Annotated in this window: 25 protein-coding genes; 11 read left to right on the top strand and 14 right to left on the bottom strand. The window is 30.1% G+C overall.

Annotated features, from left to right (window positions below; all coding sequences use genetic code 11):
* The first annotated feature begins 175 nt into the window (after positions 1-175).
* The 8 genes from BMY18_RS12605 to BMY18_RS12570 all read left to right on the top strand — a co-directional run bounded on the left by BMY18_RS12605 (position 176) and on the right by BMY18_RS12570 (position 6,590).
* Positions 176-532 carry a hypothetical protein gene (locus BMY18_RS12605; protein WP_092454557.1) on the top strand — a complete coding sequence of 119 codons (357 nt, stop codon included), beginning with the start codon at positions 176-178 and terminating at the stop codon, positions 530-532.
* A 163-nt stretch (positions 533-695) separates the two neighbouring features.
* Positions 696-1,106, top strand: coding sequence for a hypothetical protein (locus BMY18_RS12600; RefSeq protein WP_092454555.1), 411 nt, complete (start codon positions 696-698; stop codon positions 1,104-1,106).
* Between the two features lie 171 nt (positions 1,107-1,277).
* Positions 1,278-1,475, top strand: coding sequence for a helix-turn-helix domain-containing protein (locus tag BMY18_RS12595; RefSeq protein WP_092454553.1), 198 nt, complete (start codon positions 1,278-1,280; stop codon positions 1,473-1,475).
* Positions 1,475-2,626, top strand: a complete 1,152-nt coding sequence (locus tag BMY18_RS12590; RefSeq protein WP_092454551.1) for a tyrosine-type recombinase/integrase — start codon at positions 1,475-1,477, stop codon at positions 2,624-2,626. The genes BMY18_RS12595 and BMY18_RS12590 overlap by 1 nt, the downstream gene beginning before the upstream one ends.
* Before the next feature lie 71 nt (positions 2,627-2,697).
* Complete coding sequence (locus tag BMY18_RS12585) at positions 2,698-3,150, top strand: hypothetical protein (protein WP_092454549.1); 453 nt, start codon at positions 2,698-2,700, stop codon at positions 3,148-3,150.
* Between the two features lie 285 nt (positions 3,151-3,435).
* Entirely contained in the window at positions 3,436-3,954 is a 519-nt protein-coding gene (locus BMY18_RS12580) for a hypothetical protein (protein WP_092454547.1), read from the top strand.
* Positions 3,955-4,273: 319 nt separating this feature from the next.
* On the top strand, positions 4,274-5,437 hold the full coding sequence (locus BMY18_RS12575; RefSeq protein ID WP_092454545.1) for a site-specific integrase: 1,164 nt from the start codon (positions 4,274-4,276) through the stop codon (positions 5,435-5,437).
* Position 5,438: 1 nt separating this feature from the next.
* Positions 5,439-6,590: a tyrosine-type recombinase/integrase gene (locus tag BMY18_RS12570; protein WP_092454543.1), complete on the top strand. Its 1,152-nt coding sequence runs from the start codon at positions 5,439-5,441 to the stop codon at positions 6,588-6,590.
* 60 nt (positions 6,591-6,650) lie between these two features.
* On the opposite strand, the gene BMY18_RS12565 is transcribed toward BMY18_RS12570, so the two are convergent.
* The 14 genes from BMY18_RS12565 to BMY18_RS12505 all read right to left on the bottom strand — a co-directional run bounded on the left by BMY18_RS12565 (position 6,651) and on the right by BMY18_RS12505 (position 20,675).
* Positions 6,651-8,258, bottom strand: coding sequence for a hypothetical protein (locus BMY18_RS12565; RefSeq protein ID WP_092454541.1), 1,608 nt, complete (start codon positions 8,256-8,258; stop codon positions 6,651-6,653).
* A 41-nt stretch (positions 8,259-8,299) separates the two neighbouring features.
* Positions 8,300-8,782 carry a hypothetical protein gene (locus BMY18_RS12560; RefSeq protein WP_092454539.1) on the bottom strand — a complete coding sequence of 161 codons (483 nt, stop codon included), beginning with the start codon at positions 8,780-8,782 and terminating at the stop codon, positions 8,300-8,302.
* Between the two features lie 187 nt (positions 8,783-8,969).
* Positions 8,970-10,346 carry a restriction endonuclease subunit S gene (locus BMY18_RS12555; protein ID WP_092454537.1) on the bottom strand — a complete coding sequence of 459 codons (1,377 nt, stop codon included), beginning with the start codon at positions 10,344-10,346 and terminating at the stop codon, positions 8,970-8,972.
* The gene (locus tag BMY18_RS12550; protein WP_092454535.1) at positions 10,346-11,764 is read right to left on the bottom strand and encodes a class I SAM-dependent DNA methyltransferase; all 1,419 of its coding nucleotides are present in this window, start codon (positions 11,762-11,764) and stop codon (positions 10,346-10,348) included. Before BMY18_RS12550 ends, BMY18_RS12555 begins: the two co-directional genes overlap by 1 nt.
* Before the next feature lie 19 nt (positions 11,765-11,783).
* Positions 11,784-15,020 (bottom strand): type I restriction-modification system endonuclease, encoded by a 3,237-nt coding sequence (hsdR, locus tag BMY18_RS12545; RefSeq protein ID WP_242941030.1) that lies wholly within the window; start codon positions 15,018-15,020, stop codon positions 11,784-11,786.
* Between the two features lie 30 nt (positions 15,021-15,050).
* Complete coding sequence (locus BMY18_RS12540; RefSeq protein ID WP_092454532.1) at positions 15,051-15,227, bottom strand: MerR family transcriptional regulator; 177 nt, start codon at positions 15,225-15,227, stop codon at positions 15,051-15,053.
* 151 nt (positions 15,228-15,378) lie between these two features.
* Complete coding sequence (locus tag BMY18_RS12535; protein ID WP_092454530.1) at positions 15,379-16,371, bottom strand: ComEC/Rec2 family competence protein; 993 nt, start codon at positions 16,369-16,371, stop codon at positions 15,379-15,381.
* Positions 16,372-16,374: 3 nt separating this feature from the next.
* Positions 16,375-16,539: a hypothetical protein gene (locus BMY18_RS21080; protein ID WP_170841395.1), complete on the bottom strand. Its 165-nt coding sequence runs from the start codon at positions 16,537-16,539 to the stop codon at positions 16,375-16,377.
* Complete coding sequence (locus tag BMY18_RS12530; RefSeq protein WP_092454528.1) at positions 16,496-17,407, bottom strand: hypothetical protein; 912 nt, start codon at positions 17,405-17,407, stop codon at positions 16,496-16,498. The genes BMY18_RS21080 and BMY18_RS12530 overlap by 44 nt, the downstream gene beginning before the upstream one ends.
* 94 nt (positions 17,408-17,501) lie before the next feature.
* Positions 17,502-18,239: a hypothetical protein gene (locus BMY18_RS12525; RefSeq protein ID WP_092454526.1), complete on the bottom strand. Its 738-nt coding sequence runs from the start codon at positions 18,237-18,239 to the stop codon at positions 17,502-17,504.
* 8 nt (positions 18,240-18,247) lie between these two features.
* Positions 18,248-18,493: a hypothetical protein gene (locus BMY18_RS12520; protein ID WP_092454524.1), complete on the bottom strand. Its 246-nt coding sequence runs from the start codon at positions 18,491-18,493 to the stop codon at positions 18,248-18,250.
* Between the two features lie 38 nt (positions 18,494-18,531).
* The gene (locus tag BMY18_RS12515; RefSeq protein ID WP_092454522.1) at positions 18,532-19,215 is read right to left on the bottom strand and encodes a hypothetical protein; all 684 of its coding nucleotides are present in this window, start codon (positions 19,213-19,215) and stop codon (positions 18,532-18,534) included.
* A 51-nt stretch (positions 19,216-19,266) separates the two neighbouring features.
* Positions 19,267-19,884 carry a hypothetical protein gene (locus BMY18_RS12510; RefSeq protein WP_092454520.1) on the bottom strand — a complete coding sequence of 206 codons (618 nt, stop codon included), beginning with the start codon at positions 19,882-19,884 and terminating at the stop codon, positions 19,267-19,269.
* A 23-nt stretch (positions 19,885-19,907) separates the two neighbouring features.
* Entirely contained in the window at positions 19,908-20,675 is a 768-nt protein-coding gene (locus BMY18_RS12505) for a TIR domain-containing protein (protein WP_092454518.1), read from the bottom strand.
* 445 nt (positions 20,676-21,120) lie between these two features.
* Here BMY18_RS12505 and BMY18_RS12500 point away from each other — a divergent pair, with 445 nt between their 5' ends.
* From BMY18_RS12500 to BMY18_RS12490, 3 genes are all read left to right on the top strand, one after another.
* On the top strand, positions 21,121-21,990 hold the full coding sequence (locus tag BMY18_RS12500) for a Shedu anti-phage system protein SduA domain-containing protein (protein WP_092454516.1): 870 nt from the start codon (positions 21,121-21,123) through the stop codon (positions 21,988-21,990).
* Positions 21,991-22,034: 44 nt separating this feature from the next.
* Positions 22,035-23,702 carry a hypothetical protein gene (locus tag BMY18_RS12495; protein WP_139197279.1) on the top strand — a complete coding sequence of 556 codons (1,668 nt, stop codon included), beginning with the start codon at positions 22,035-22,037 and terminating at the stop codon, positions 23,700-23,702.
* A gap of 234 nt (positions 23,703-23,936) precedes the next feature.
* A complete protein-coding gene (locus BMY18_RS12490; protein WP_092454512.1) occupies positions 23,937-24,281 on the top strand; it encodes a hypothetical protein in 345 nt (114 codons plus the stop codon).
* The last annotated feature ends 12 nt before the right edge of the window (positions 24,282-24,293 follow it).

Here is a 24,293-nt window from a genome sequence, read left to right as displayed (position 1 = left end):
ACTTATAATATTCTTAACACAAAATTGCAACATTTTTCATTATTAGACTGTCGGCAAAGCCTTATGTTTACTGAATAAAATAAGGTTTTGCTGATGAATTAAAATTTCACAAGAAGAACGATGCTGTCCTAACAGCTACACAATCAAAAACAAAATATAATTTGGAGGATACAAAATGGAAAACTTAATAGAAACACCTAAAAAGCAAACAAAGAAAATATTTGTCTATGACGAGCTTGATAACCCACCAATTGGAGTTGTGGATGTGAATCTAGATTTGGTCGATGATATGGATAAAAACTGGGATAAAGATGAGTATTATATGATAATGGATATCACGCGCCTGGAAGATGGCAGATACGTTGAAATCACGTATTATCAAGCAAACGGGAGTTTTGAGGCTACGGTTATCTCTGAAAAGGATGCACTACTAACAATCTTAGACTGCAAAAAGGAATACTTATTTCAACTTGAAAAATTTCAGGATTTGAAAAAGATATACGATAAATTAGTATTTGAAATGAAAGAATAATATTTATATCAAACCAAAAATAAAAAACATAATATTCTTAACACAAAATAGCAATATTTTTTATTACAAAATTGTCGGAAAATCCTTATGTTTACTGAGTTAAATAAGGTTTTGCTGATGTAAGACAATGATTCATACACAACAAGAAAAGGAGAAATAAAATATGGGATATCCTATTGAAATGACAGGTTGTAAATTTATAATCAAAAAAGAAGATTTTAAAAACGCGTTAGAGGGCTTAAAGAGTGTATTTACTCCTGAAATTATGCCTTATAAAACTTATGATAATGATGGAAAGGAATGTTATTATTTTAGTTGGGTTAATACAAAAACAGTTCTCGAAAGCACAACGCTCGAAGAAGCAATGAAAAAAATCAGATATACTCCTATATTTAATTTAAATGGAGATATATGTAAAGTAGAGTTTACAGGAGAAAGCAACGGGGATGACGCAGTGTTTTTTGATGCTTTAGCTCCATATGTGCAGGCAGGGTCCTATCTTCGCTTCAAAGGTGGATATGGGGAGAAATGGAAATGGATTTTTGAAGACGGAGAAGTTGAATATACACACTAAATTAATACTTAAAAATTTAATTTAGAATCATAATTACCAACTGCAAGGCCCTATTGTTTTAATAAAAAGGGCTTTGTAAATGGTAATACACCAGGAGAACGGTGTTGGTCTTTTTAAAGACACACCAATAAAAAGGAGAAAATTATGATAGATACAGGAGATTAGAAAATTATGAATAAAGACAAAAAATTATTAAACACCAAAGATTTATGTGAATATTTGGGAGTCGGTACCTCCACTGCAATTAAATTAATCAAGAATCCTTCTGCTACATACGTTATTCGTATTGGTAGTAGATATTTTGTAAATAAGACACTATTAGATACTTTTCTAGACCAACATACAGGTCTTGGAAAGGGGGCATTCTAATGGGAAAATCATTATTGGGGAAACAACTTGGTACAGGAATATACCAACACAAAAATACCTACTATTATGGAAGATTTTTAAACAGATACGGAAGACGTATCTCGACCTGCAATAGCGACTTAAAAGCCTTAAAACAAGAATTCAACAAATTAAAATATGAAGATAGCTGCAGCTTATCCTCTAATGGAAAGTCAGGATATACTGTGGATGAATGGTTTGATGAATGTATGAATAATATATTTGAAATCAAAGATAACACCCTTCAAAATTACGAAAATGCTTATGAACATATTAGACCAGAGATATCAACATTAGATGTGAATATGGTAACACCTTTCCACATTTTGAGCATTATAAATAGAATGAAAACAACACCAAAAAAAAATGGGGAACGTTATTCTATCGGCTCTATAAGAAATGTAAAAGTATTAGCCTCAAATATTTTTCAACAAGCTGTTATTTTTCAGCATATAAAAAATAACCCTTGTTCTGGAATACGTGTTAAGGACTATAAGGATTCAATCATTGTAGATAATGATGGAAATATAATCATCCCACAAAAAGCATTGTCCGCCGAAGAACAAAAACAGTTCTTAGAGGCCTCAAAGACATCCTATTATTATGAGATGTTTGAGCTTTTATTTGATACAGGACTTAGGATTAGTGAAATGCTAGCGCTTCGGTGGTCGGATATTGATTTTGAAAATAGAAAAATAAAAGTACAGCGAACATTTATTGAAGTTAAAGATAAAGATAGTAATAAATATGTTACCAAATTGAATTCACCAAAAACAAAATCAAGTATTCGTAATATATCAATAAGTAGTGAAATGTTAATTCACTTAAATAATCAAAAAGCCAAAACTGCAAAATATAGAAATAAAGCTAATCCTTTTGGCAACCTTGTCTTTATAACAAAAATGGGAAAACATGTATCCGCCAAAAGTGTTAGAAACACCATTAATTATATTGTAGCAAAAATGAATAAGGCAGGAATACCATTTAGGCATATCAGTCCACACACCATGAGACACTCTATGACCTGTCGTCTGTATGAAGCAAAATATGACATAAAAGTAATCAGTACCAAGTTAGGACATGCAAATGTTGCAACAACCTACGATATATATTTACATCTGTTCGATGAATAAGGGCAGCACCATATGCATCAACCAAACTACAGTTAAACAATATGCAATAAACATAAAAAAGGAGAAAAATTATGAGTAAACATAAATTAATCAAAAACAAAGGCATAGGTTCCGCAGAAATAGCATTAGAAATTCAAGCAGAACTAGCAGCTATTTTTCGCAGTGAAATTTTGTTATTACATGAAAATGATTGTTGGAAGACAGGTTTATCACTTAAACATGAATCTTCAGGAATTACTTTAGATATCAGTTGTTTAGCATGTGACCATTGTGGAAATGTATATATAGAGTTGGTTGTCCCCAATATAAAAGGCCTTTCACAAGAGCAAACCGAATCATTAATATATACTGACCCCGAATATAATGTGGAATTAGAAACAGATGAAATAAAGGATTTTATAATTTTCAAATCAATATATGATAATTCCACTGCTAGTTTTTTTGATGTTAATGAAGTTGCAACAAGAATTCTAGCACTGATGGAAGAGATTCATAAAAAGATAGTACATCCAATATCCTCATAAAAATTAAACTTTAAAAGTTGTCCCACTCTCCCACTCAGACGGTTGTTTGGTAACTATTTGCTCCGTTTAACGAAGCCAAAGATAATTGCACTTAGTGGGACTAAAATATCAACAAATATTTAATGACATAACCAGAAGTTTTGGTATAATAGAGTTTATACAATGGAATTTGATATTTCATTTGCAGATATTTAACAAGAAATATTCAATACAAACACCAATAATTAATAGCCTTATCTTTATTATAACATTAACTACTAACCCAACACACAAAGGAGAATTATTATGAGTAAGAAAATAAAATTAAAAAAATTAGCATCTATGAATTTTACTGAAGGAATGGAATATATAAATAAATGCTACGATTTGGAATTAGACCAGGAAGATTTCCATTTTAATATTGATGCATCCGACGCGATTGGGGCCGCTGTAATTGAGGCAATGGCACATACATCTAGTGCAAGGGATGAAATTGAAGCAGATGGAATTAGCTATTTTTATTACAATATTAGATATATTGAAGAAGAACAAGATATCAAAAAATTAGAGGATTTATATGGGTTTGAAATAGAGGATTCCGATGAGGATGAAGATGAGAATGGGCATTCCGATGAGGATGTTGATTATGATTATTTTAATCAATGTATAGAAAAGATATGCAATAATAATAATGATATTAAGGATTTATTAAAAGACCTCGAGGATGCTTTGGGAGTTTGGGGTGCCGTAAAAATAAACAATAAGGATTCTGGGGATGATATGATTAAAAAATGGCAAGAAAGTAAAAAGAAGAAAGAAAATTAAATAAAAATTAAATAATCACTAGGCTTACCAATTTGGTAAGCCTATTTTATGCTTTGTCTTTCTCTCTTTGTCATCTTTTCTTTTTCTTTCTCTCTTTTTATGCTTCTTTCACACCTCAAATGGCGTATGAAATGGCGTTTTATATTGGCCAGCTTATAAATCATCGTACAATACGCACAAAGATTCTATTAGCATACTCCCACTTCTCGTTACATACCGCCGAAGTTTAACCAATTGCTTCCCAGGGTACGGACAGGTTGTTTTTTATACGTTATATTGTACATATATTAACTAACTACAGTAAAGGAGACGGAAAAATATGGGATTAGACCTTAATGGAAAAGAATTAGGACCAGGAATCGTTCAGCGAAAAGATGGCAAATATCAAGCTCGTTATACGGATAAACAAAGCAAACGGAAAAGTATTTATAGTAAATCCTTGAAAGAGATAAAGAAGTCATTAGGCGATGCAATTTATGAAGAAGAACACGGAATTAATGGAGACCGTTCTAGTTTGACAGTGGATAAATGGTATGCAATATGGCTAGAAAAATATAAACGTCCCCATGTCCGTAGTACCACAATAAGCTCATATGTCAGTGGCTATAAAATAATATCTTCTCAAATAGGGACCATGAATATTTCGACTGTTAAACCGATTCATATATTAGAAATAATCGATTTTATGCACTCGAAGAGCTATAAAACGGGAACAATCAAAGGATTGAAAGCCATTTTATTTAACATATTTCAAAAGGCATATGAAAATGATTTAATTAGAAAGAACCCTGTTGTTGGTATCACCATCAATGGTGAAGATGATAAGAAAATAAGAGTTCTTACTATTGACGAACAAGAAATATTCTTAAATGAAATCACAGATAGTTGGTATTGTGAATTTTTTAATATACTACTTCTTAGTGGTTTACGATGTGGTGAGATTATGGCTTTAACTTGGGATTGTGTGGACTTAGAAAAACGAGAATTATATATCCGTAAAACCAGAGTCGAAGTTCAAGATGGCAACGGAAAGTACATCTATGAACTTCACCCACCGAAGACACGAAATTCTGCACGGATGGTGCCCCTCTCAAAAGAAGCCCTCTACTTTTTTGACAACCAAAGAAAGAAAACTCTAAAATTCAAGAAAATAAATCATGGTGAATTTGGAAATTTAATTTTTGTCGGAAGAAATGGCTCTATGGTTTCATCTACAAATATAAGAAAAATATTAAGAACCAAGGTTAATACTATCAATAAAAAATACAATATGACTATGGAATTTTTTTCGCCCCATGTGCTCAGGCATACATTTGCGACTCGTTGTTTTGAAAGTGGAATTGATATCAAGACTGTTTCAGTTGTGCTTGGACATAGTAAGACAAATATCACTATGGATTTATATACCCATGTAACCGAGGAGAACTTGGTCAAGGAAATGGCGAAACTAAAGGTGATTGGCCCAGCAAGAGAGGTGATTTAATATGGGAACTGATTTAAAGGGCCGAGAGCTCGGAAAATTTCTTAGTGAAAGAGCAAATGGAACTTATATGGCAAAATACCATAATAGTAATGGCCAATTGAAATATATTTTAGATAAAAACTTAGATAACTTAAGAACAAAATTAGAGACTGCTCTTACAAATGATATTCACGGGATTGGTGGTGACGGTCTTGATGTTACGGTTAATGAATTTTTCTCAATTTGGATTAATAAATATAAGTCGAATTTAGCTGGAACAACAAAAGCAGGCTATCGAAATGCCTATAATCACATTGCAAATGCAATAGGTGAAATGAATTTAACTGATGTTCGAGCAATCGATTTTATAAATTTATTTGATGATATGCAGGAAATGGGTCATAAACCATCTTCCATTCAACAGGTCAAGATGATATCTCAACAAATCTTTCAGGCAGCACTTTCAAATGACTTTATTAGTAAAAATCCACTTTTAGGAGTTATACTCTATTCAAAAAAAGAGATTAAGAAAATGGTATTGTCAGATATTGAAATCGAACGATTTTTCACCTATATTCATAAAGCGAAATATGACTGGGAAAATTTATATCAGTTACTTTATTTAACTGGTATGAGAAGCGGAGAAATCAGGTCCTTAATATGGGATAACATAAATTTTAAAAAGATGCAGATTACAATTGATAGAACAGTCAGGGAAATCAACAAAAATGGCGAACGCAAATTTGAAATAAATAACCCCAAGACCAAAAGTTCATCTCGAATCATTCCAATCACGCCTGCAATTGAAAAAGTGTTGATAACTCATAAAGGAAATAATGAGACTGTGGATATTGATACTTATTCAGAATTTGGAGATTTAGTCTTTACTAAAAATGGTAAAATGATTTCTCAATCTTCTCTCTGTTCATCACTTAGAAGCATTGAAAAGTATATGAATGATGAAAGACTTGTTATACAACACTTACATCCACATATGTTTCGGCATATGTTCACAAGCCAGGCCATTGCATCTGGTATGAATATCAAAAATGTCTCAGCTATTTTGGGTCATAAATCAATTCGGACAACTTTAGATATATATGACCATCCCACTCAGGATAATCTAAAAGATTCTATGAGCAAATTTAAGGCGATTGGTGTGAAAATGGTGTAGAAGAAATGGCAAGCATAGCAAAACTCCCTGGAAAGCAGGGAGTTTTTGTGTATAGATATTCTATTTTACTAATACTATTTGTCTATAAATCTCTCCAAGTACCATTTTGTCATTATTATTATTACAATACACTACCTTAATATTATTTTCTCTTGCTACCGCTATATATTTATAGAACAATTTATGATTCATATATTTAGGAAACATTACAATGGCTTTAACATCTGAATTTACTTTTATACCCTCATCACTTACAAATATTGAATTGGGGAATATCGGTTTTATTCTATCTACCATTTCATTCATACCGCCAATAAATAATAACTTTTTAGAACTAATATCTTCTATCCTATAGATTATCTCTTCTTCTATAACGTCTTTACTTTCGAGCAATTCTATATATTTTTCTTGGTCGCTTACTTTTTGCTTTAATGATTGATTTTCCAAATTTGCTTGAGCCCGTTGTCTTTCGAATAATGTGATTTGCTCAATAAACGGCCTATCTTCTACTTTCATTTGACTATTTACTTTCTGTTTTAAGCTGAAATTTTCTTCGTTCAATTTATTTGTATATTCTGATTTTTCTGAAATCACTTCTTTTAGTTTCTTTATATCTTCTTGCATATTATAAATAGCATTCATACCTGTAATTTTATCAAATGAAAAATTCTTATAATATAATTCTATGCTATCATAGTACAGTTTACTTAGTAATTCAAAGTATATTGAACTTGCTAATTTATTCAAGAATGCCTCTGGATTTTCCATTGTAACATGACGATTTATCATATTCAATGTCAATTTTTCCTTAGAATATTGTTTCATAGAGCTTAATTCCCATATAAGCATTCCATTACATAACATCTCAAAATTATCTTGAATTATTTTCTTTAGATTTTTCTTAGTGCAATAAAGATGAAGTGGAGACACTGTAATTTTATATTTATCTAAAATTTTAAAACTACCTTCCTCACATTCTATAAACTTATAAAACTTATCGTTTGAAACACCCGTTTGTTTATTAATCCACATCATATCTATTAATACATCTTCTATTTCGTGCACTTGCACATTAAGATATTCTGCTAATTCAATTTTTCTTTTTCCTAAGAATCGTTGATGTATCTTATTATCTCTTAAATTTTGAATTCCCCATTCGTTTTCAAGCTGTTCTATGTATGTAACATTACCTGTGTAACCTGAATAAACTGTATTATATATTAATTTCAATTCTGCGATATCGCTAATTGTGGGGTCTCCATTTGTAGTGTAATAATAAAATAAGTAAAGATTATAAACTAAACTTTTACTTTTTCCTTTAAGTGAATCAAGATATTTCTTCTTATTCCCTTTACATCTTTCTATATTCTGTACAACGTAAGGATATTGTGCATTATAGTAAGTTTCTAGTATATCCTTTATTTCTAAATTATTATTACTAAAAATCTCATTCAAAGTTATTTCTAAAATATCTAGAAATATACTATCTGTAATAACATTACAATCTTTAGGATTTGTTTTGTGTGTTTCCATCAATCTTTTATTATCATATAAATTAAGTTCTTTATAAAGTATTTCAAATATTTTATAATTTTGACTATCTATTTCTTCCATCAGCATCTGCTCTAATAAATTCCGTCTTATATCTATATTTTGTATGATATTCAAGCTTATTCTCCTTCGTCAATAAAAATTAAAAAACCTAATAATTATATTATAATTTTTTTAAATTGGGCAATCTTATTAGTTATACCTTCAATCCAAGCATCAATTTCACGTGGAAGTACCAATTCCTGACCATCATCGAAAGTTGCTCTGATTGCATCTTTATAAAACAATTCTCTTTCTCTACTCATTCTATCAAACGTCACAATAAATTCCTCAAATAATAGTACTGCGCTAATCAACTTTTTGTTCTTTCCTTCATTAAAGAAATAATCATCACCATCTACATATATAGACTTGAAATTATTTTTAAAAAGTTCCACTAATTGAGCATTTATATATACTAAATCATCTTTATATCTTCCTACATCACCTTTTAAAACTTCATCTAATAATCTAAATACAAGTTCTTTTTCTTCATTAAATCCTGTCTGTTTTACCTCTATGCGAAATATTTGAATATCTAATTTTCTTTGTGTTACAACTTTATATAATTCCTCATTAGTCATTTGATTTATAAGTTTCATCTATGCCTCCAAATATTTTATTTCTCAAATTATACCATATTAATATAAAATAATCTTTTCCAGAATCATTCGTTTAATTTTTGTAATTGGTGTAGAAATGGTGTAGGAATAATGGAGTGTATAGCAAAACTCCCTGGAAATCAGGGAGTTTTTGTGTATGTTTCGTTTATTGGTTATATTCGGTACATCATTCAGTTTTCAATATTTCTTTTAATAACTCTATTGAACTTTCTTCCGATAAATCAGTGGTAGATAATTGACCACGAAAGGCTTTTGCTAAAATTGATTTTTTAATTAGCTTGATATTATTTAAACTATGAATACCTTCTATCCCTGAATCAAGTTTTCCTAAAATTATATTTAATTCTATAACCACTTGTTTCTGTTCTTCTATACTTGGTACTGGAATTATTAATTCTTTTAATTTATTTGCATTTACTCCTGGTTGCGCAGTTCCTTGACTAAAATCTGTAATTTGTGACCAATATTTTTGTGACTGCATAAATAGATATAAATACTGTGGCAATAATTCCATTCCAGTTTTTATAGTGATTCTTATTAAATATGATGCAAATACTGCATTTTCTACATCTTCTATCAAAAAACTCTTACCTGTTGTTGCTCCTGTTCTAGCAACAACAATATCATTTGAAGATATGCAATATTTTTCATATTGTGTATCTTCAATTTTACAATGTGGAACACTATTCCAATTAACTTTACCATCTTGTATATCAGTAATTCTTAAATAATGGGGGCCGATTTCTTCATTTGTCGATACTTCTGTATAACCATATTGCGTATCTACATATTCCACAAGCTTATGCTCATCCCATGCAATCTCATGGATATTACTTTTTTCTCTCCATTTTTTTGTAATCACCCCGCTAAATGCTTTGTTAAGAATAGCCGCTTTAGTGGTAAAATAACTTTCTTCTATCTCATTAATTAGTAATGATGCTTCATCTAATTTACTAAACAAATTCTCAATTTGTTCTATAATTCTTTTCTGCTCTTCTAATGGCGGTAATGGGAATGCATAAGTTTTCATTTTTCCAATACTTGTTCTTGCCCTTGTAATCCCTTGCGTTTCTGCTGAAACTTGATTTCTAAAGAAGTTACTATTTATTGCATATAACAAATAATCTTTGTTTAACAATTTCTTTGGAACAAATTTTACAGAATCCGATGATAGTATATATGCATTTTCCTCATTTGGTACTTTTATTGCTCTTCCAGCAGGCATCATTTTTGCAATAACGATTTCACCAGATTTCACCATACTTCGTGAAATAGTCTTAGCATGTTCATAAGTAGTATACTTTGTATTCTTATCCTTCCAACCATTTTCTCCTATGTTACTTAACTGAATAATTCGTACTTCTTTTTTATCAGTGTAGTGCTCTCTTTTTAGGTTGCTTCCAAATGGACCATCTGCCATATCCTCTGCTAAGCACCCAAATTTTACCCAGCACCAATTCATAGGTATCTCATATAGTTGTTTTTCTTCAGATATAAGTGCTTGTTCCATCATTTCTTTCAACACTTTAACTTTCTTCGCCATTATTTATTACCTTCCAGACTCTTCAATTCATTTACAACACTTTGAATTAAATCCATAGCTTCTGAAAGTTTTGCAATAACTTCCTCTCCACTTTCAATTGGGTCTGGCAAATCTTCATACTCTATAATGCTATCATCTTTTATAAGGCCTAAATCCAAGCTATTATTTTTCTCTTTTATCTGTTCTCTTGTAAAGCATGACCATCTTTCATCTTCCACTTTATTTCTATCTTCTGTTGTATATGCATTAATAAATCCTTCAAAATTCCCTGGATTTAAAGTATTAGTCTTACCAAAGTTAGACATATTCGTTCTTAAGTCATAAATCCAAACTTTCTTTGTATTTTTCAGTTCTGTTTTCTCTCTAGTAAAGAATAATACATTTGTCTTAACTCCCTGGGCATAGAAAATACCTGTAGGAAGTCTAAGAATTGTATGAAGATTACATTTATCCATAAGGTCATTACGAATAGACTGACCATCACCATCTGCAAACAATACATTATCAGGAAGAACAACAGCTGCTCTTGCTTTTCCATTCGCCTTTAGTGAACGATAAATATGTTGCAAAAAGTTCAGTTGCTTATTACTAGTAGTAAATGTCAAATCATCTCTTGATACACGCTCTCCACCTTTTTTAGTACCAAATGGAGGATTCGTTAACACTACATCATAATCTTTCATTACTTTACCCTGATTAGATAATGTATCACATAAATATATTTTACCTTCAATATCATGTAACATAGCATTCATAAGAGCTAATCTATGTGTTTCGTGCACAAGCTCTCCACCTGTAAATGCTTCATATTTTTGAAAATTCTGTTGGTCAACCGATAAATCAAACATATCTTTAGTATGCTTCTTTACATAAGTATCTGCGGCAATCATAAATCCAAATGTACCGCAAGCTGGGTCGTTACATCTCTCACCAGGTTGTGGAGCCACAAGTTTCGTCATAATATCAATTAATACTCTTGGCGTAAAATATTGCCCAGCACCCGATTTTTTTTCATTTGCATTTTTTTCTAAAAGACCTTCATATAGATTCCCCAAACCTTCTTCTTTTGCACTATACCAGTCCAAATCATTGATACTTACAATGATTTTTCTAAGATTTGCAGGTTCTTCTATATTAGTACGTGCGCCCGAATATATATCTTTTATTCTACCAGTTCCATTCTTTCCAAGTTCACTTAACAGTTCTTCATAGTAATCCTTTAACACAATACCATCACGTTTAACAAGCTCAACCCATCTGTATTTTTCGGGTATCTGACTTTCTGTATCGGTTTCCTTTGCCATCTTTAAGAACAAAATATAAGTAAGCTCTGTTACATATTGATGATAAGTAATTCCATCATCCCTTAATACATTGCATAAGTTCCATAATTTCTGTACGATTTCTGAGTTTGTCATTTTTATAAATCTCCTTTAGTTACGCGGTATACATATTATTATTAATTTCATCAATAAACATATCCAGTTTTTCTCCAAATGCCTTGTTGACAGCTTTATATCCGCCTTTATTCTTAAAGGCAGCTGCATCAAATGTTTCTTTACTTAATACTGTTTCTTGTAGCAACTGCTGTTCTACCCTATCGAGCCAATTTATCTGAACCTTTGTCAACTCTGTATGTACAACCTTTGTCTTTGCTATCGCATTCTTAATACGCTCTTCTTTACTTATGAGAGCATCTCCTAATGATTTCTGACGAATGAAGCTTATAATATCTGCCATAATATCTTGATTGGTCATTTCCTTCCATGCAGTTCTTAACATGGTTTCACTATAATCATTACGTTCAAGTTCTAACTTCAAAGCCTTTAAAGATTCTCTTGTAAGCTCTTTTGGCCTTGCTGTAACTATATTCAAAGCAGCTATTTCATTCAAATGTGTTTCAACAAACTTTTTAAATTCTGTCAAATAATCTTCTGGATTTTTTGCTTTGCCATATCCTCTTACATGTTCTCGCAACTCATCAGCTACATTACTTATAAATTTTGGTCTTTCGTGAAATTCATTAGTCATATATTCAAATGCTTTGCTACTATTCTTAATTACTTCTGCCGCTTGGTCCGTTGACATTTTTGAAATAGCTTCAATAAATGCTTCTGGTGAATCAGAACCTGTTAGTACGTTAAACTGTTCTCTGTAATTATCATTCATTTTATTCTTATTTCTACGCATCTTAGCAATAATAATATCTATCTGATTTTGTCTTGATTTACCAGATTCTAAAGCATCGAATCCATCTATTAAGTTTTGAAATGTCTCTGATGGATTTGCTACTACTGGTTTCATTGTGGATACTGGAAGCAATGCATTGTATACACCGACCGCATCATATATTTCAAAATGTGTTTTTCCTATTTCAGGACATAATCTAGTTGCTCGTCCCATCATCTGCTCAAAAAGTATTCTTGAACGAATTCTTCTCATAAATACAATCGTTGTAATCTCTTCAACATCAATTCCTGTACTAAGCAAATCAACAGTTACAACTATGCTAGGATATGCCTCATTTTTAAACCTTTTAATTGCAGTACCTATTTTTTTCTTATTACCATTTTCTATAGAACCGGTAATTTTCATGATTGCATTCTCATCAACACCCTGGTCTGTATAAATCTTTTTGAGTATTTTAACAATAGTATCAGCATGTGAATCATCTACAGCAAATATGAGCGTTTTACCACTCTCATTTGGGTCAATGTCTTTAGCAATTTCTTTTAAAACTGTTTCATTAAAGCTCTCTGATAATACTCGTCTATTAAAGTCTTCAACATCAAATTTTAATTCGTCTTCCAATTCATCACTGTTTGTAATGACATTTGTTATAGGGTCATATATCGGTGGAGTATCACCAACCGCAAATACAATACCGTCTTCACTTAATTTTGTCTTAATCAAATGTGGTGCATCATGGTCAACTAAGAATCCATCTACAACTGCCGTACGGTAATCATAAGAATATACTGGCTTTCCAAATATCTGTGTAGTATTAAGCGCTGGAGTTGCAGTAAGAGCAATTTTAACAGCATCAAAATAATCAATTACAGCTCTATATTTACTTCTGAAATCATCCTGATTTCTGTATAAAACTTCGTCATCGCTAAGCTCTTTGTCTAATATATATCCTCTATGAGCTTCGTCTACAATAATAAGGTCATAATCAGAAACTCCAGGCATAGCTCCATCATTATACATAATGCGCTTCACAAGGCTTTGTACCGTTGCGATTTGAACCCTTGTATCCTTTTCAAAGCTCTTTTCTACTAATTCTTTTACATCGTATATTTGATTTAACGTTAGTAAATCTTTTAGTTTCACTTCTTTGAAGGTATCTAATGTCTGGTCCCCTAAAGCAGTTCTGTCTACCATATATAAGATTCTTTTAAACCTGTTTGCATCAAGAAATCTGTATATCATCCCAAGAACAGTTCTAGTTTTTCCAGTTCCTGTTGCCATTGCTAATAAAACATTAGATGCATTATTTTCAATTGCTGCTTCAGCTGCCTTAATTGCATCAATCTGATAATATCTTAAATTTAGTCCATCAGGGTCTTCTAGCACTTCATAACCTGTACTTTGAAGTTTCTTATTTGCCTCTTCTATATCTTTCTCTAAATCTTGTATAAGTCCATCAGGGCTTGGCCATCCTGACAAAGGTTTCGGTCTGTTATATGTTTCTCTTACATCTAAGAACCAAATACCTGACATTTCTTCATATTGTTTTAAATAGGGTCTTCCATTTGTGGCATATAAAAATGGTACCTTATAATTTCCAAATTCCTTTATTACATACTGCTCATGTTCTTTTTTTATATGAAGTGCATAATCTTTACACTGTCCATCAATAACCGACGATACATTTGAATGCTTTCTCTTTGCTTCAACAACGCCAACCATTTGTTCTCCAACAAAAAAAGCATAATCAGCAAAACCGCCCACACAAACTTTAGAATCAGTTGGCCATTCTGCTATTGCATAATTATGATTCTTTTGTGGTCTAGTTCCTTTTGAATATCGAATAGAAGCCGTGTCCACTTCCCAACCAACATTTCGCAGCTGTTCATCAATGATTTCTCTTGTCTGTGCTTCTGTTAGTTTAACATTAATAGCTTTTTTATAAGCTATTGCTCTACGGTTACTTGATGCTTTTCCGCTCTTTTGAATTTCCAAAAGCTCTAACGCAAGGATTTTATTATTTGCCTCTAATTCCATATTCTGTTTTGCTAGTTCTTCAACAGTTATATGATTCTCTTCTGGCACCATATATTCTGTTGACTCAAAGGTATAATCGCCATAGGTCTGCATAAACCAAACACAAAGTTCAAAAAGCAATTGTATATTTGACAACGCTTTTTCTTTAGACTCTGTTCCATTATGAGTTGCATCATTTCTAGATAGCCTGATTACTTTAATTGTATTGTCAATTTCTTTTGGCAATAAATCATTTCCTCTTAATATATTGATTCTATTAGCGTGAGTATTATCATAGCTTGGTTCCTGTAATCCATCGTAAGCAAGCATATACTTAACTAAAAGCTCTGATATCATACCCTGCTTAATTAATGATGTATTAGAATCTGTATAAATATACTTTTCTGCTAATGCACCTAGATTTGATAATTCTGGCCATTTTTCTTTTAGAAACTCGAAATTATTCAATACTACACCCCCATAAATATTATTGTATTGTTACTTTACAGTATCTTTTCTTCTATAATCATCTGGTTTAATGGCGCTCGATGGTATTAACCATGTCTTGCCTTTCATAATCACACCCTCGATTCGGTTCTGTTTACAAAGGACTGCTACTCTTCGTGCCGATATTCCCCAGGCACTGGATATTTCTGTTGTGGTCATATATTCCATAACAAAACCTCCTTTAAAATTATGTTTTAATTATATTCGGTTATCTGAATAATAGCAATTGAATATTTATTATTCAACTATGACAACAAGTTTACATAAATAAAAAAGCTATGGAAAAACATAGCCTTTTTATTTATGTAAACTCTTAATCTCAACAAATTTTATTTGCAGTTCCATATGTATTAACTTCTGACTTTTCTAAACCGATGTCATATTCAACTTTAATCATTCCAGTGCCCCATAATCTATCAAAAGGACTTGAAGTACATCTGATATCTTCGAAATAATCTTTATATATATCTATTGCATCTTTTGTAGGTAGCGAATCTTTTTTAAAAACGGTTGTAACCGCTAATTCCGACCTACTTTCCTTTCTTAATAAATTAACCAAATTACTAGAATATGTACTACCATGATGTGGCAATTTTATTAAATTATATACAAACGGAATTTCTTCATCTTCTTGCTCATTTACAATTGCTGCAATTGTTTGCTTATCCATATCCCCTGTGAACATAAAATTAAGCCTATTTTCATTTCTTTCAATTTGTATAATTATCCCTATTGATATTTTATTCAAATCCACTTTTTTGTTTAATCCTTGTACAAGTCCAATTTCAGAAACTGGTGATATACATTTAATTTTCATATTATTAATTAAACCACTTGCATTCGTAAATTCTATCGTTTGTAAACCATATCCTAAATTCGCAGCGGAATTCACATTCCACCTATTTTTAGATTTATTATAACATTTTGAATTAATCTGGTTTGCTAATTCTATACAAATATCAGAATAACCATTAGGGTGATTTAATATATTTGAAGTAATAATTTTAGTGTTTTTATCACAATATCTTTTTATAATTTTATTTAACCCTATTGTATGGTCATCATGTGGATGTGTCCATATAAGCATATCTAGTTTATTTTTTAACTCTAGTTTTTCTAAAATATCAATTGTACAATTACTTTCAGTGTTTTCATAACAATCAATTACTATCGAATATAATATTTTTTTCTCAGGGACTTTAGTATGTAAAATAAATATACAACTTTCCCCTTCTACTTCGTAGCCAATTAAATATATTGATATATATAAATCTTGAATCTCATCTAAAAAAGTAAATTTTCTATTCCTCATTAGCTATCCTTTTTGATTAAATCGCATAATATTATTTAATTTATACACATCAGTAACATTTTCCCTTTTTATTGCATTATTACATTTTTCACTAACCTTAAAATTTGATATCTCAACTTTCTTTTCAGGTCTTTTCGATATCTCTTCCCAGTTGTTGTTTAATCCCATTTTTCTTGAACCCCCTTAGCACTTTTGTTGTTTCTCCATTTATCATATCAAGTAAAAAAGAACTCGTTATATGTTCAAGAAAAATCAAATAAAACATATCATTTAATTCAACAAATTTTTTATTAACTTCAACATCCTCAAACGCATTACTTTCATACGACCCTTGCATTCCCAATATTCCTTCATAAACAAATTTTCTTTTATCTTCATTCAACATACCTTGCTTAATACTTTTATTTATAACATAGTTACTAAAATTACATTCAAACTCACTATTTACACTTGTAAATGCAACATCAACTTTTTTCCCTCTTCTGCTTAAGCTATATCCAACATCACCAAACATAAATCTATTTAGACATTGATATAATTTATAAAGTGAAGTACATACAACTTTATTTACTTTTATCAAAGTAACCCTTAGAATATCATAAAATGCTATTTTGTTAAAGCATTCACTTATTCTTTGAATTAACACAATATTATCCTTTAGCTTATGATTGATTACATAAAATAATTTCACACTTATGTATGCACGTGAAATAGTAACTATTCTAGAATTATCTATATCTGAGTATCTGGTAACAACATCTCTTTCAATCATACGTTTTTTAGCTGCAGGAGATATCTCTCCAAGATTTCTTTTAATATAATTATTTATTTCAAATTCATTTAACCCAGTTTCTTCTTTTACATACATATCTTTATTATTAATAAATATACTGTCTATATCATTTTGCAAGGTTATAATATCATTATCTGTAACTCCATTTATATCTATAATTAATTCAATCCAATCATATATATTGGCACCTATTTCTGATGGTTTAACTTCAATCTTATTCTTTGCAGTGATAGGTTCAAGCATTATATTATTATCCCCTTTCGAATTGTTATTTTTATTAGTATATCATATATTTTAAATAATATAAGCAATTTTACTTATTAACCATACTTGCTTTTTATTTATTACATCTTTCTTTAATCACACATTTATAACATTTTGGTGTTGCTCCACAGACTTCTCCATATCCCCTAGAGCAATAATTCCAAAGCAAACTATCAATTACAGTTAATGGGTAATCCGTATCAGCACGTAATATCTCAGCCGTTTCATAAGCTTCTATTTCAGTTGCAGTTGGATTTTCAGAATAACCCAGTCTATCTTTACCAAGTATTCTGCAAATATGTACATCTGGTTTAATCAAGTCTACGCCAACATTTCTTAACAGTTCACAGGCTAGTGGTAAGCCTACTTGGTCTAATTTGTATTGCAAATCAGTAGAAAGCATATGTGCAATATAAATAGGTTTTCTAGTTTTAACAAAGTTATCTAAGCTGTCATAATCATTCTCAATAGTCTCAAAAGTTCTAATATTCTTATGTAAGACCTTCATTTGCTTATGCGTTACTTGACTGGCGATTCTCAGTTGTAAAATACCTTGATAAAAATATTCCTGGTCTTGTTCAAGTATCTTATCTTTATCATATTGAAAGAATAAATCATCAACTTCTGCCAATTTAGCTTCAACTTTATTCCATGACGTTCTAGCACTCAGCAATGAATAAATCAAAGCTCTAATATAATCGGAGAATGTATTTTCTGTATCTGCCTGATTTAACACAAATGTATTACCATAAGCTATTTGATTATCTTCTAAGTATGTCTTTATATTATCCAAAAGTTGCCTGTTATCCATCTTTACTCCTATCTGTATTCTTTGGTTACTGCATACTCGCCATCTGCAACTTTTTCAAAATACTTCTTATATGTAGGACTGTGGTTTTCTGCGGCTGTATTAGCTAAATAGACATTTATATAACTATTAGAAGGCTTCCAATTTTTCACTTCACAATACTCTCTTATTTTCTTAGTTGTAACGGGTTCTAGTAATTCACCTTTATTTACGGCTTTAACTAATTCAATTCCCAGGCCCTCTCCATATTTACTCATAGCAAAATCCCCTTTTGTGTGTTGTTTTTAATTATCTCTTAAATCTCAGTATAGTACCTTATATTATCCGTATACTTAAAGCTGCATGAAGGATGATGAATATTTATAACTTCATATTTGTTCATATCTAAATTTAATAATCTTTCTATCTGCTCAAAATATTTTGTTCTTTTATTTTTTCCAGCAATGAATATATATGTCTTTTCATTATCCGATTTTTCCGATAATATTTCAATTTCACTTTTGATATTGTCAGTATATTTTTTTGCATATTCAATTATCTCATTATCATTTGAGCTACTTCCACCGCCCATTTTATTAATATTCATGTATGCGACTTTAGAAATAACTTCGGTATTTAATAATTTACTCTGCTCAGATATTTTATAGTCAACATAATTATCATTATGAGTTATATTATAATACATTATAAACTTCACAAAATTGCACAATATTGATAGCATTCTATAATTTCCTTTTATTTTATCACTATTAATAAAATGCTTAATCCAACTATTACATTTATTTTGCTCTTCTTTACTCTCTTCTTTTAAGAAATCAGTATGTGCTTCTTTTAAAATAAATATATACTTATACCCATTCTCTGGAGTTTTATAACCAGTAAACCCGTCCCTCCAAAAATCTTTTACATTCTCTGCTTTCAGCTGCTCTTTCTCCCATTTATTAAATAAATCATGTAATTCTATCTCTATATCTCTCATTTTACTGATGCCCCTTTTTCAACATGTTTTTCTAAACTCTTCCTCCTCTTATCACTGAAACAAAGCTATTCCTGCAGCTTTTCCTAAATAAGGTAAAATAGCAATAGCCACGTCAGTTCCCTTCTCTAGCGCAAACTTTAATACATTACCAATTTTCTGTTTTATCTTATCTTTATCATTTTTGTTTACCATAGCTTCAATTCCAGCCAACTTATCTTCTAATTCTTCTTTATCTTCGGCGGATAATACATCATCTGGAAATGATTGAATGGTTTCTTGAACCATATCAATAGTAATGTTGATTGTAGTTGATAATGTATTAGTACTTGTATTTTGATTATTAATATTAAATGATGATTGTTTAAGTTTTAATACTTCAAATTCTCTAATTTCTTTCTGCTCTTTTAGTTCAATATCATCTCTATAATTGATTAATTTAGCCTTTATTTTTTTGATATCTCCAATGTAATCAACTGGCGAATTATCATACATATGAGTCATGCTATAATTATCTAAACCATCTCTAATATTAGGAAGTTCTCCAGCATAAATAGATATTATATTTTCTTGTAATTCTTTTGAATACGTTGTTGTATTTTCTCTTTGACACATTTCAATACAAGTATCACATTGCTTGATGTAATTTTCTAAATTATCAATTTTCCCCATAGTATCATTTGACCTTTCCTTTTTTATTCAAATATTTTATTGAAATCTATAGAAAATCCAATTGCTTTTAATTCCTTTAACACTTCAACTCTCCAATTATCTTTATCTGTATAAACAACACCTTGCAAATCTGAGGGAAGTTCTAATCCCTTTTCAGCAATTATAACCACTCTATTTCTATTCAGTTTTCCCATAAAATATCCTGCTTCAAAAGCCACATTTTGCCTTGCTCTACTATTATAATCTGTTTCAGAATTTGCTTTTCCAATATCATCTGCTGTAAATATAGCAATTGCAGCTCCGACATTACTATGAGCTTCAAATTTTTCTATAATAGTCTTACCCTGATTTGCTTGTTCATTAAGAATAATTGCTACAATATTTTGCTTTTCTATTAGACGTGCAATAGCTTCTTTTAGTTCACCATTATGACCATGCACTATGAAAACTTCATTTAAAACCTTTTTTGTCTTTACATTGGATTTATTTTCAGTGTAATTATTATCTTCTGTTACCATTTCTTCAAGATATGTAGTGAATTCTAATTTTGTAGTTTTTAAATCTCTTTCACAAGCAACTATTAATTGATTATCATTTGTCCATGAACCTGGGTGAAAATGTCGTTTATCAAAAATAGTCATTTCTGGACTTTTTACACCAAATTGTTTTGACAAATATCTTGTTACTTGGGTCTTCCATGCAACAAATTCTGGAGTATCATAAGTAACGCATGATTCTATCAAATCATCGATTTCGTCACATAGTTTTTGTAGCTTACCCATATCTTCCATACTATCCCCTTTATTATTTCATTTGAAATTATCAGTCCTATTTAAACTCTTTATTTTCACTTATATTTTCACAATATAATCCATTATATTCCACTATGATAAGTAAAACAATTAAAACATATATCGACTATGATATTAATAATCTAGCGAAAAAACTTGTAATATAAATAAAAAAGTTATAAAATCAATTCAGACAAGATATTGGGGAATATATTGTGATTGGGCAACATATAAGGGAGCTTTTGTTTTTTTAATATAATATATACTATTTGTTGCAGATTCCCTTAGAGAGTCTGTATTTTTTTATGAATATAGCAAATCATTTACCTATGTTTAAAATTTGGTAATATATACGCCATAATGAATATGTTAATGTTTACATGAAATATTTTATTTTAAATCTAGAGGACTATCTTGATTTTAATCTGAAAAGGAGTTAACTATAATGTTTAAAAAGAAGTACGAATTAATACTAGATGCCCCAAAAGAGATTTCTTGGGATGAATATGAGAAAATAACGTTGGAAGAATATAAAAATCTACTGTTGAATAACTCTGATGATGAAAAGTTTTTTCAAACTTTTTTTGAAGAAAACCCCTCTTATGTGCCTGGGGCATTAGAATTATTTGGACAATCAGGACATTATCCATATATGCATACCTTAGTGTCACAGCCACAAATTGGTGGTCCATTTAGACGAATTCCTGATTTTGTATGGCTTGCTAATGATAGTTTAACATTTTCACCAGTTTTTATTGAAATAGAACAGCCTAGCAAAAAAATGTTTACTACTGCAGGAAATTTGACAGCAAATTTTAGCCAAGCAATTGGACAAATTTATGAATGGAAAGCGATTTTAAATAAACCAGTTAATCAATTAATGCTTTTTGATTATTTTAATATTACAAATGAAATAAGCAAAAAAAGTTTTGAGCCTCAATTTCTTTTAATTTACGGAAGAAGAGCTGAATACGAAAATAATGATTTGCTTACGGGGAAACGGACCTCCGCTAGACATGATAATATTGATATCATATCATTTGATAGATTAAGACCAATTAGAGATTATTATCAATTTACATCAAGTAGTGTTTATGGAAAACAATATAACATCATAAATATTCCAGCCACATATAGGTATCGTGCTGATTGTGCTGATGAGTTATCCAAAGTCCAACGTTTTATGCAAGCAATTGATATGATGAATAATACCTCGGAAGAGCGAAAATCATTTCTAAAGGAAAGATATTCTTATTGGATAACATTAGGGAAAAGCGATTCAAAAGGTAAAATTACTGGTGGCGATGGGGAATAAAGTTACTTTTTTATGAAATGTAGTATAAATAATATTGAGAGGAAATGAGTGAAATGTTACGTGATATGGAAGAATTGCTAAATAGCGTAGTCTATGATGATATTAAAGAATATTTAAAGGAGGCTTTGAATTGTTACAATGCAGGTTCTTATAGAGCTTGTGTTATTATGTCAGTGATTGCAGGGATGTATGATTTACATAAAAAAGTAAAGGCCCTTGCAAATAGCAATCCTACCATACGGAGATTAGATTATGACATTGAAGATGCAATAAAACACCTTAGGCCTTATGAAAAGTTCCTTGTTGAAAAATGTGCATCCGAAAAAATTGATATGTTAAATTCCAATGAAGAAAAAGCAATAAAAAGATGCCTTGATATCAGAAATGACTGTGCTCATCCAAGTAACTTCATATGTTCTGCTGAAATAGCTCGGGAAGTATATTCCACCATCATTGATTTTTTATCATCCAAACCTGTTTTATTAGGGCAGCAAAGCATCCAACAAATTATAGAAAAGTTAAAAGGTAATTCATATTTCTCAATTATAGAAAATGAAGAAATCAGCAACACTGTGAAAACCGAACTAAAATATTTACATATTAGAGCATTAAGACCATTAGCTCAAAAATTAACAAAAATAATTCTTGATGAATCATTTGATACAAATACACACCGTATAAATATAATAGCATTTCTAGCTTATATGAGTAATATTCCAAACATAAATTATAATGAATCAATTGGCAGTATAATCTGCAAAGATGACTGTAATGACAATTATCTTCAAATGCTAAACTTTAATCCTTGCATTGTAGATAATCTTGAAGATGTCAATATAAAACGTACTTTATCAAAGCTTTCTAAAATAATACAAAATGAAAGTAACTATGAAAATATGATTTCAGAAGTCATTTCACATTGCTATATTTATAAAAAAGATTTTCAAGAATTAATTGGTAATTTACTATGTGAAAATCCAATTAATATATCGGTTGTAAAGCACAATATACTAAAAGGAATATTCAATAATCAGCAAGTTTGTGACCACGACAAAGATTACTTAAAGGGTCTCTTTACGAGTAATTATTTGCAAATGAACCAAGTATACAGTTTTCCTTTGAAATCATATTTTTATGATATACTATCACTTTGTAATATTAATGAATCTAAATGTAAATTCTATTTTGATATTTCAAAAGACCTTAGGGATTCTGATTATACAATCGCAAACCATGCGATAAAAGCTTTTGAAAAAATTCCTAACGAGTTATTTGACATGCTTGATAAAAAAGATATTTCTTATATTGTATATAGCATTTTAAAGGGACGTGCTAATAACACATTTGATATTATGTCATATACAGATGATTTGAGTACAAAGTATATTTTCACAAAATATTTCGACTTAATCCTGGACACCTTTAATATAGTAGATTTAAAATTATTTCTATCGTTTAAATTAGATATGAAAGGAATGAGCCCCCTCATAAGTACGATGTTAACTTTGCGTCCAACTTTTGTTGATACTATCTATAACTTAATTTATGATTATTACAACCAATGCGGAAAAGATGAGGACAGCGAAGTATTCATCTTATATATTTTGTCATTGACAATACTTAGCGTATTAAAGAAAGATATTATAAACACTATACAAATCAACAAATTTGAAGACCTTAAAATTCTTTTAAACGATTTGGACTCACAATAAAGTATTTATTATAAAATACTGAGCATACTACTGAAAACAACAACATATATATCATAATATATGTTATAATATAAATAATAGTATACCAATTATTTAAAATTTCATTTACTTATTTAATTAAAAATATGGAAAATATTAGTGACAATATTAATTTTTTCATATATACTATTATAAACTATTATATTTTATGATATTTAGTCGATTATCATACTATAGGGGAAGAAGGTGTTTCATATGTTGTTTATAGGAAAAGAATTAAAAAATAGAATGGATTCACTTGAAATAGATAAAGTTACTTTGTCAGAAAAAACATTCATTGATATATCCTATATCCAAGCAATAATTGATAACCAAGTTTCTTGTGATGAGATTGATGATTTTGATTTAAATTTTATTTGTAGTGCATTGCACTGCAAACCAGAATATTTTAAGAGTGAAGTTGTACGAAGCCGAGATTTATTAATTGGTTCTAAAAATAGAGGAAATGATAATGAAATTTCAAAAAAAGTAAAGGTGAAAATCCAAGATTTTATGAACGATTTTACTTTTTTGCAAGGAATACTAACCATTAAATTATAGAGATGAGGATAC

Source organism: [Clostridium] fimetarium, from assembly GCF_900111235.1.
Classification (GTDB): Bacteria; Bacillota; Clostridia; order Lachnospirales; family Lachnospiraceae; genus Clostridium_N; species Clostridium_N fimetarium.
This window is presented reverse-complemented; position numbering and strand designations above follow the sequence as displayed.

Excerpts from the sequence above, each read along its gene's own strand:
- BMY18_RS21080 (WP_170841395.1), bottom strand. The coding sequence starts at position 16,539 with ATGGGATTAAACAACAACTGGGAAGAGATATCGAAAAGACCTGAAAAG.
- BMY18_RS12600 (WP_092454555.1), top strand. The coding sequence starts at position 696 with ATGGGATATCCTATTGAAATGACAGGTTGTAAATTTATAATCAAAAAA.
- BMY18_RS12580 (WP_092454547.1), top strand. The coding sequence starts at position 3,436 with ATGAGTAAGAAAATAAAATTAAAAAAATTAGCATCTATGAATTTTACT.
- BMY18_RS12495 (WP_139197279.1), top strand. The coding sequence starts at position 22,035 with ATGAGTGAAATGTTACGTGATATGGAAGAATTGCTAAATAGCGTAGTC.
- BMY18_RS12505 (WP_092454518.1), bottom strand. The coding sequence starts at position 20,675 with ATGGAAGATATGGGTAAGCTACAAAAACTATGTGACGAAATCGATGAT.
- BMY18_RS12540 (WP_092454532.1), bottom strand. The coding sequence starts at position 15,227 with ATGGAATATATGACCACAACAGAAATATCCAGTGCCTGGGGAATATCG.
- BMY18_RS12500 (WP_092454516.1), top strand. The coding sequence starts at position 21,121 with ATGTTTAAAAAGAAGTACGAATTAATACTAGATGCCCCAAAAGAGATT.
- BMY18_RS12490 (WP_092454512.1), top strand. The coding sequence starts at position 23,937 with ATGTTGTTTATAGGAAAAGAATTAAAAAATAGAATGGATTCACTTGAA.
- BMY18_RS12595 (WP_092454553.1), top strand. The coding sequence starts at position 1,278 with ATGAATAAAGACAAAAAATTATTAAACACCAAAGATTTATGTGAATAT.
- BMY18_RS12590 (WP_092454551.1), top strand. The coding sequence starts at position 1,475 with ATGGGAAAATCATTATTGGGGAAACAACTTGGTACAGGAATATACCAA.
- BMY18_RS12555 (WP_092454537.1), bottom strand. The coding sequence starts at position 10,346 with ATGGCGAAGAAAGTTAAAGTGTTGAAAGAAATGATGGAACAAGCACTT.
- BMY18_RS12525 (WP_092454526.1), bottom strand. The coding sequence starts at position 18,239 with ATGGATAACAGGCAACTTTTGGATAATATAAAGACATACTTAGAAGAT.
- BMY18_RS12570 (WP_092454543.1), top strand. The coding sequence starts at position 5,439 with ATGGGAACTGATTTAAAGGGCCGAGAGCTCGGAAAATTTCTTAGTGAA.
- BMY18_RS12550 (WP_092454535.1), bottom strand. The coding sequence starts at position 11,764 with ATGACAAACTCAGAAATCGTACAGAAATTATGGAACTTATGCAATGTA.
- BMY18_RS12515 (WP_092454522.1), bottom strand. The coding sequence starts at position 19,215 with ATGAGAGATATAGAGATAGAATTACATGATTTATTTAATAAATGGGAG.
- BMY18_RS12575 (WP_092454545.1), top strand. The coding sequence starts at position 4,274 with ATGGGATTAGACCTTAATGGAAAAGAATTAGGACCAGGAATCGTTCAG.
- BMY18_RS12520 (WP_092454524.1), bottom strand. The coding sequence starts at position 18,493 with ATGAGTAAATATGGAGAGGGCCTGGGAATTGAATTAGTTAAAGCCGTA.
- BMY18_RS12605 (WP_092454557.1), top strand. The coding sequence starts at position 176 with ATGGAAAACTTAATAGAAACACCTAAAAAGCAAACAAAGAAAATATTT.
- BMY18_RS12560 (WP_092454539.1), bottom strand. The coding sequence starts at position 8,782 with ATGAAACTTATAAATCAAATGACTAATGAGGAATTATATAAAGTTGTA.
- BMY18_RS12510 (WP_092454520.1), bottom strand. The coding sequence starts at position 19,884 with ATGGGGAAAATTGATAATTTAGAAAATTACATCAAGCAATGTGATACT.
- BMY18_RS12585 (WP_092454549.1), top strand. The coding sequence starts at position 2,698 with ATGAGTAAACATAAATTAATCAAAAACAAAGGCATAGGTTCCGCAGAA.
- BMY18_RS12530 (WP_092454528.1), bottom strand. The coding sequence starts at position 17,407 with ATGCTTGAACCTATCACTGCAAAGAATAAGATTGAAGTTAAACCATCA.
- BMY18_RS12535 (WP_092454530.1), bottom strand. The coding sequence starts at position 16,371 with ATGAGGAATAGAAAATTTACTTTTTTAGATGAGATTCAAGATTTATAT.